General features: G+C 64.4%; 8 protein-coding genes. 6 read left to right on the top strand and 2 right to left on the bottom strand.

Annotated features, from left to right (window positions below; all coding sequences use genetic code 11):
• Positions 1-2: 2 nt before the first annotated feature.
• A complete protein-coding gene (locus tag ACW2Q0_RS22395) occupies positions 3-1,202 on the bottom strand; it encodes a helix-turn-helix domain-containing protein (RefSeq protein ID WP_457192848.1) in 1,200 nt (399 codons plus the stop codon).
• Between the two features lie 256 nt (positions 1,203-1,458).
• On the opposite strand from ACW2Q0_RS22395, the gene ACW2Q0_RS22390 reads away from it, so the two are divergent.
• The 5 genes from ACW2Q0_RS22390 (at position 1,459) to ACW2Q0_RS22370 (ending at position 4,883) form a co-directional block, all read left to right on the top strand.
• The gene (locus tag ACW2Q0_RS22390; protein WP_457192847.1) at positions 1,459-1,866 is read left to right on the top strand and encodes a hypothetical protein; all 408 of its coding nucleotides are present in this window, start codon (positions 1,459-1,461) and stop codon (positions 1,864-1,866) included.
• Positions 1,866-2,330: a DNA-directed RNA polymerase subunit beta gene (locus tag ACW2Q0_RS22385; RefSeq protein ID WP_457192846.1), complete on the top strand. Its 465-nt coding sequence runs from the start codon at positions 1,866-1,868 to the stop codon at positions 2,328-2,330. Before ACW2Q0_RS22390 ends, ACW2Q0_RS22385 begins: the two co-directional genes overlap by 1 nt.
• Positions 2,331-2,334: 4 nt before the next feature.
• On the top strand, positions 2,335-2,547 hold the full coding sequence (locus ACW2Q0_RS22380; protein WP_457192845.1) for a hypothetical protein: 213 nt from the start codon (positions 2,335-2,337) through the stop codon (positions 2,545-2,547).
• Between the two features lie 17 nt (positions 2,548-2,564).
• Positions 2,565-3,185 (top strand): radical SAM protein, encoded by a 621-nt coding sequence (locus ACW2Q0_RS22375; RefSeq protein ID WP_457192844.1) that lies wholly within the window; start codon positions 2,565-2,567, stop codon positions 3,183-3,185.
• A gap of 102 nt (positions 3,186-3,287) precedes the next feature.
• Positions 3,288-4,883 carry a hypothetical protein gene (locus ACW2Q0_RS22370; protein WP_457192843.1) on the top strand — a complete coding sequence of 532 codons (1,596 nt, stop codon included), beginning with the start codon at positions 3,288-3,290 and terminating at the stop codon, positions 4,881-4,883.
• Here the strand turns inward: ACW2Q0_RS22370 and ACW2Q0_RS22365 are convergent.
• Positions 4,880-5,545, bottom strand: coding sequence for a response regulator transcription factor (locus tag ACW2Q0_RS22365; protein WP_457192842.1), 666 nt, complete (start codon positions 5,543-5,545; stop codon positions 4,880-4,882). The two genes, ACW2Q0_RS22370 and ACW2Q0_RS22365, sit on opposite strands and share 4 nt — an antisense overlap.
• Positions 5,546-6,031: 486 nt before the next feature.
• On the opposite strand from ACW2Q0_RS22365, the gene ACW2Q0_RS22360 reads away from it, so the two are divergent.
• The gene (locus ACW2Q0_RS22360; RefSeq protein ID WP_457192841.1) at positions 6,032-7,336 is read left to right on the top strand and encodes a hypothetical protein; all 1,305 of its coding nucleotides are present in this window, start codon (positions 6,032-6,034) and stop codon (positions 7,334-7,336) included.
• Positions 7,337-7,558 lie beyond the last annotated feature (222 nt).

Genomic DNA, 7,558 nt, shown 5'->3' with positions numbered 1-7,558 from the left:
ATTCAGATGGCAAGAGCGCGCGACGCGGCCTCATCTAGTTGACATACCGCACTGGACTTCGCCCAGGGCGCCAGAACGGCCCGCGTATCCAGGTAGACCGCCCGCAAGCGCGGCGAGGTGTTCACCGTCGCCAGCCTCAACGCCTCCGTCGCTGAATCGCACGCTCGATCTAGATCGTCTTGCACGGTGAGTTTGGTCAGATGCAGGAGGGCCAGCGCCTTGTCACGCACATCAGTAGCCGGAATGCGGTCTATGGACGATTCCATCGTGTCCACCGCGGCGCGGATCTCGCCCGCCTTTTCCAAGCTCTTGCTACTGAGCAAGCCGGTCAGCCAGTCGCTCATGTAATACGCATACGACTTGTCGGGCGTCGTGGGTTCTGCGTGGTCGCCAGAGATCCGGCCAAGCAGCGGCCACGCCTCCTTCGCGCGTCCGGCGTAGGCGTACGCCTGTGCGGCCTGGAGAAGAACGTAGTCCGCCATTCGGGGATCTTGAACTGGAAGCCTGAGCGACACATCCGCAAGGTCTGCGGCATCGTTGTAGCGGTTGGTCCAGATAGCAAGTTGTGTACGGTGGCACACCATCCCGACCGCTACGTCGTCGCTCTTCACTCTGGCAGCCAAGTCGAACGCCTCGAGGAATAGCTTGTCGGAAGTCTCGTACAGCCCCTGGTCCCAGGCTGCCCATGCGCTACTCGCTGTGGCTTCACTGGTCAGCGACTGGAGTTCGGGTCGCAGAGTTTGCGGGCAATCGCGCAGCAGCGTCTCGCAGGTTCGTTTGGCCGCTTCGATGAGTGGCTGCGCGGCATCCGATCCCATCTGATCATCCAGCAGCATCGCGGAGTGAAGCGAGCTACGCAAATGGCCGATGCCCGTCGTGGTGACGGTGGGCGCACCGGTCCGCCGCAGCGTTGGCATGGCTGCGACTACCACACCGGTCGCGGCAATGAAGTCTCGTCGATTCACGTCAGGGTCTCCCATCAATTCGCGAAACCGATCTTGCGCCCCATCGTCCGCGTCCCTGAGCACCCTGTCCAGGCCGGATTGGAACACCGTCCCGACGGTGACGTCGAGTCGGCTCTCCCAGAAGCTTACGGTTCGCTGGCCACACTCGAGCTGTTCGGCCAACTGACGTTGAGTCAGCCGAAGCGCGGCGCGCAATCCCTTGACGTGCGCCCCTGTCCACATCGTCACATTCCCCACGATGCCCCCTTGTCTGCCTGGCTGTAGTCATTGCTACGGATTGCTGAGACCTGCGTGCCCTTTACCTTCCGCTGAGCATCCTCCTCCGGCAACCCTTGTTATGTACCCGGAATCGTGCTGGCCCAGCCGTTTTCGGGATAACCACACCCGATAAGGAACCAACCTGGGGAGGCCTCAGATGCCGAGCCGAGAGCATCCGATACGAGCCGCGCTAGTCGGGCCGCGACGCCCTGTCCACTGTGGTGCGTCCGCTGACGTGCTGGCGCGCTACATCCGTGCACTGAAGGAGTGGGAGGGCCCAATCCAAGACACTATCGACACCGTAGGGCCGGGACTGGGATCAAACGCCATAGGTGTGGTCCGCTGGGACACCACGGTGGACGGAACGTCGACGGTCACGGAGCTGAAACTAATAGCGACAGAACGCAATTACTTCCTTGTCGAGCTCGTCATGTTCGATACGGGCTCTCGCGCTGCGCGACTGCTGTTGTCGAAGCACATCGGGGACGCGGAAGCCGTCGCGGCGTTCACACCCAGCCTCGAACACATCGGCGAGTTGAAGCGGGCGATCACCGTTGTATGCGATCTGGTCACCTCTGAGCAGGTATATCCGTGTGGGCACCAAGGGCCTCCGACCCTGACCATCGTGGGAGATGGTCAGTGATGCGCGAGTTGACGCTGGAACTGCTGTCCGACACACCCAGGAGTCGATGCCTGTACTACCGGCAGATCTGCGGACTCGCGGCCGAAGTCAACCCCGAAACCGAACAAATCACCGTCAGGGCAGGCAGCGTATCCGCGGTCACCATGCCCGCTCTGCTCGGCCAGTCAATCAAGGCCCACCTTCAAAAACGGCAATGCGCCATAGGGCCGATCATCTCTCACCCGCGCTCCCAACGTTGGACTTTCCTCATCAGACCCGATGTGCCCGACGAGGTTCCATTGTTCTCGGAGTTGTACCGACTCGACATCACGGTCGCCCCGCCCGGCGCGCAGATCGCACTACCGTCACCCGGCGGACTGAACAAAACATTGCGTGTCTGGATTGAGCCGCCCCACGACTCCGTCCGCCTGTCGGGCATGGTCGTGGTTGAAGCCATCCGCGCCTGCGTGCAGCGCCGGAGGTGAACGAGTGGACACGCAGCTGTCACCTCGTCCGAACGAGGTCGACGTCCATCTGTCGGTCCAATTGCATGACGTGCGAATGGATTTCGCCGCGTGCTTGACCGCCGCGTTGTTGTTCGTGCAGGAGTGGCGCAGTCACCACTACCTCGATGCGGTGACTGTCATCCCCGGTAACGCGGTCGGTTTGCCGCGGCTGCCAAACGAACGCCTCTACCTCTAATCCCACTGGGAGAGATCATGATCAGTGAAATAGGTCAGCTTGGCACCCAGGCGCCCGAATGTGTCGGCCGGGTTTTGCGGCTGGTGATCGACGCAGTCAACGAATGCAATCTCCGTTGCCTGTACTGCCATCCAGGGGAGGTGTGGAGGCGACAGCAACTCACACTGCCAGCCTTTTCGTCGGCGATCGAAGCGGCCGAGGCTGCGGGTTTGCTCGAGGTGGTGCTGACTGGTGGGGAGATCATCATGCATCACAGCCTGCCCGCACTCCTGGCGGCCACACACCTGCTCCGGCGAACGGCATCGACGCTGATCACGAACGCCACCCAGCTCACACCTGAGATAGTCGACGGGCTGGCGTCGTCGAACCTGACCCGCATCTGCACAAGCATGGACGGTGCCACCAACGACCTCCACGGATCTGCACGCGGCAAGAACCTACCGAAGGTCCTCGACGGCCTGCGGAGCCTGAACGATACCGGCAAACCGATCACGGTGATAACCGTTGTGCACCAACGTAACTGGAGACATGTGATCGAACTCAGTGCCTTCCTTGCCGTCAATGGGATGATCACGTCGCCGAACCTCAGGCCGCCGGGCAGATTCCTTCTGGGAGGGTTGAGCCGTGGGCTTTCATGAATCGAGGATCGCGGCGCTGTGCCAGGATGGGCACGGTAATAAGCTCGGGCACTGAGCGTGCGTTCCCGTGCGCGGTGCGCAGATGAGGGAGATTGCGGCAACGTGACGACACCCGATGGCGAAGCGCCCGGTAACCAGCCGGACCCGAATCACCAGCAGCGCGCGTCCGTACCGGCTGGCGACGCGGAATTCGTGACGGCCTTCGAGGTGGCCGACGACAACCCCACGGACGACACCCCGATAGCCCCTGCCGAGGACGAGCAAGCCCCCGATATCGGCTTCACGCTCGACGAACCGGTAGACATCGCCGAACAGGCCCAACAGCTCATGCACCGGATCGCCCGCGCGCTCGCGGCCGGCGGCCCGCGGGGCTGGCGTCGCCTGCGGGCCGTCTTCGCGATGACCACGAGCACCGAAATCGGGTTGGTGACCTTCGCCGATGACGAGCAGCGTGAGGCGCGGGTCCAGCCGGGCGACGATGTGGTCGAATTGGTCCGCGAACAGCGGCAGCTGTCGGCGCAATTGAGTGACGGGCCCTGGTGGCGGCTGTTGATCGATGTGGCGAGCACCGGCGAGATCGAGGTCGACTACGACTACGGTGACGAGCCCTTCCCGGACGACCATCTATTCCGGCCCGAGGTCTATCTCGCGGATTTGCAGGCGTATCCGCGCGACCGACTGCCGGTCTGGCTCGCGGCCTATATCGGCCACGATGACCGGCAATCGCGCCCGGCCGCCGTCGCGGCCAGGCAGGCGCGGGCGGACCGGGAAGCAGGCTTGCGGCCGACGCTGTCCGAGCGGGACTTTCCGGCCTTCCCGGTGCTGTCGGCCCGCTGGGCGGTTATCGCGGCCGCCTTTGTGGCGGCCGGATCACAGTGGGGGCCAAGGGTTTTGCCCGCGCTCGGGTGGTTCGAAGGCGCGAAACGCAGCGGGTCGACGCTGTATGCGCTGCCGGGTGGTCGCGCGGTCCTGTCCGGTGGTGTGTGGAATGCCCCCGAGCTCGACGTCGTCTACAACGGCGGAACACCGATGCCCGGACTGTATGCGGGTGCCCCGGAGTGGGTCGCCAACCCGGTGTTGAATCCGCGCGCGGCCAGCGGCTTGTTGACGTTCTGCTATTGGTGGGATGGTGGTCGGTGGTATCGCGGCGAGTCGCCGACCGCGGACCGGCTCAGCGAGGCGGTGCCCGGCATCTGGACCTCCGATACGGTGGCCGGTGTGGTCGCGGGTGTGGTCGCGGAGCAGCCGACCGAGGGGCAGCGTGCGGCGGCGGCGAATCTGGTGTCGGCCGCGGAAATCGGTGTGGTCACCCGCGATACGCTCGTCGAGGTCTTCGGCGACGACGGCACCTTCGATATCGACAGCGCCCTCTATCAGCTCACGCTGGCCGGTGTGACGATCACCTTGCCGGAACCGATGTCGTGGGAAGCCGCGATCGCCCAGGTCCGCCGGTTCGTTCTGGATCAGAATCTGGACACCACCGGGTATCCGCTGGAAAATCTGCGCGCGGACCGGATCAGCGTCGGCTGGATGGTGTACGTGCCGACCGAACCCGGTGAGATCTCGATCGGGCGTGCGATCTTCTATATCGCCGATGATGGTGTGCTGGAACAATCTTCGTCATCGGTGGCACCGTCGGTCTTTGCCGCCGAGTTCGAGCAGCGTTTCCAGCGGCGGCACGGTTCGGTGCAGACCTAGGCTCCGTCGGTGTGCCAGCGATAGCCGAAGCCGCGGATGGTGGTGATCAAACCGGGCCGGTCGAGTTTCGCGCGTAATCCGGCCATATGCACATCCAGCGCCCGCGATACCGAGGCGGACGAGTCGCCCCAGATTCGGTCCATCAGTTCCTGCCTGCTGACGGCGTTATCGGGTCGCTGCGCCAAGATCCGAACCAGCTGGAACTCCTTGTGGGTGAGCATGATCGGCACACCGGCCACTTCGACCTGCCGAGCTATCAGATCCACCCGAACATCTTGGGCGACAACGGCTTCCACAGGCGAGCTGTGGATGACGATGCGTCGGGCGACTGTCTCGAGCCGCGCGACCAACTCCGCGATGCGCGGCGGTTTCACCAGATAGTCGTCCGCGCCGGAGCGCAGCGCGAGCACCACGCTGCGTTCCCCGGCCCGGGCGGTGAGCACCAGCACGGGTACCGAGCTGACCTCCCGCAGCCGCCGCAACACCTCCAACCCGTCCATATCCGGTAGTCCGAGATCGAGAATCACCGCGTCGTAGTCGCGGTGCGTCCGTAGTAGGTCCGCGCCGCGCCGCCTGCGGTCGACGACGTAGCCCCGAGCGGTTAGCGCGACCTGCAGCGCCGCACCAACACCGTCATCGTCTTCCACCAGCACAAGCCGCACGCGCCGATCCTCGCAAAGCGGAGGTCGACGCGCAGGTGTTTGCGGATAGCCATGCTCAGCTGGCCCTTTCGAGCGACCTGCGGGCAGTCGCTGGAAGACCCGACCGCACACACCGCCGCCGAATCGAGTAGCTGTGCGGTGGAATCGCCCCTGGGGAAGAAACTGTGCGCGAAGTACACGGCTGAATGCCGCGTAGGGATACCAGTCGCACCACCCGGCGCGATTGCCGAAAGTCCATACCGAATGCGGCGGTGGGTAATTCGACGGATGCCCGGGTCGGAGGCGGGTTCGAATTCTTAACAGTCCCTTTAGTCGGTCACCATCGGTAAGGGGATCCGGGCGCCGATCCGCGTGCCACGATCGGCAATGACACCGACGGCGACCATGTACCAGCGCTCGAAACCGCCCAGTACTCGAAACAGCCCAGTACTCGAAACAGCGGTGCGTCATCGGTGAATCGGTTGCGTTGGAACAGGAACGAGAGCAATGACTCGAGCATCGCGTTGCGATTTCGGCGGCCAGGCGGCTGGTAGGCGCGACGAACAGATCGGCGGCGCGAGCGCTGTCCTCGCCGACCCAGCCGACCGGTACGGCGAGCGGCTGGTTTCGCGCATCGCGAGCGAGTTGGGTGAACTCGGACCACTCGGTTGGCAGCGTCTGAACGCGGCATTCGCATTGACCGTGACCGTCGAGTCGGCGCGCGTCGAGTTCACCGGTCCGCAGCGGCCGGTCCGTCTGGAAGTGCCGGAGTCTCTGGTCGCGCTGGTGCGACGGTATCGCGCCGAGACCGCAGCATCGGGCATCGAGCCGTGGTGGCGACTGCTGCTGCGGGCCAACGCATATGGTGACATCGAGGTCGACTATGACTACGGCGACGAGCCGTTCCCGGCCGATCAGCTGTTCCACCCGGAGGCGTATCGCGCCGATGTGGCGGCGTATCCGCGGCCGCGACTGCCGGTGTGGTTGGCGGCTTACATGAGGCACCGCGGCCGGCAGTGTCGCCGCCCGCGCCGGGCCGTGGCCGCCACCCTCGTCGACCGCGCGAACGCGGTGACCGCGCGCCCGGTGGATCCGGAACTGCCCGCATTTCCGCAGCTGTGGGCCCGTTGGGCGACGATTTCGGCGGCACACGTCGCCGTTTCGTCGGACCGTGGCCCGCGCTTCGTGCCGTCGAACGGCTGGTTCGAAAGCGGTGGGAACGGCTGCAGCGGCTCCACGCTGTACGTCATGCCGGGCGGTCGTGCCGTCCTTTCGGGGGGCGTTTGGGACGCTCCGGCCTTGAACGCGGCCTATAACGGTGGTGTCGATTTGCCGAATCTCTATGCGGGAGCACCGGATTGGGTGACCGATGCGGTGTTGAGTCCGCGCGCGGCCGTCGGCTTGCTCTCGTTCTGCTTCTGGTGGGACGGCCAGCGGTGGTACTGCGGGGAGTCGCCTTCGGTGCAGCAGTGCGGTGTCGCGATGCCGAAAATCTGGCAGTCGCACACCGTGATCGAGACGGTGGCCCGGTTACTGTCGGGGTATCGGGGCACCGGATCACGAACCGCGGTGGCGCGCTTGCTGACTGCCGCGGAGCACGGCGAGGTCATCCGAGAGCTGTTGGTGGACACCTTCGGTCACGATGCCGATATCGAAGCCGCGACGCGTCAGTTGTCGTCGGCCGGATTGTTCGCGCGGCGACCGAATCGAATCCATGCCGGAAATCGGTGGCCGGAGCCGGTGTGCAAGAGCATGCCGGGATTTCACCTTTTGGATGGCAGAGGTCCATGCGATGATCGGATTACGCTATAGCCCGAGGTCGGTGAGATGGGTGAGGGCTTCCGGGCGACACCGCCCGGGTTGAGCAAACCGTCGGCGGACCTGGCCGAGATCGCGGGCATGGAAGCTCGAGGTACAGGCTTCGAATTTCTTACGGTCCCTTAACCGGTTCGCGTTGTGGATCACAGCCTGATCCGCAGCGCGAGAGGATGATTCATGATGAGGACACCGATCGTTCACGCACGTCATGGGATG

This window comes from Nocardia citri (assembly GCF_054065835.1).
This window is presented reverse-complemented; position numbering and strand designations above follow the sequence as displayed.

Coding starts and splice junctions, on each gene's coding strand:
- ACW2Q0_RS22375 (WP_457192844.1), top strand. CDS start 2,565: ATGATCAGTGAAATAGGTCAGCTTGGCACCCAGGCGCCCGAATGTGTC.
- ACW2Q0_RS22360 (WP_457192841.1), top strand. CDS start 6,032: ATGACTCGAGCATCGCGTTGCGATTTCGGCGGCCAGGCGGCTGGTAGG.
- ACW2Q0_RS22385 (WP_457192846.1), top strand. CDS start 1,866: ATGCGCGAGTTGACGCTGGAACTGCTGTCCGACACACCCAGGAGTCGA.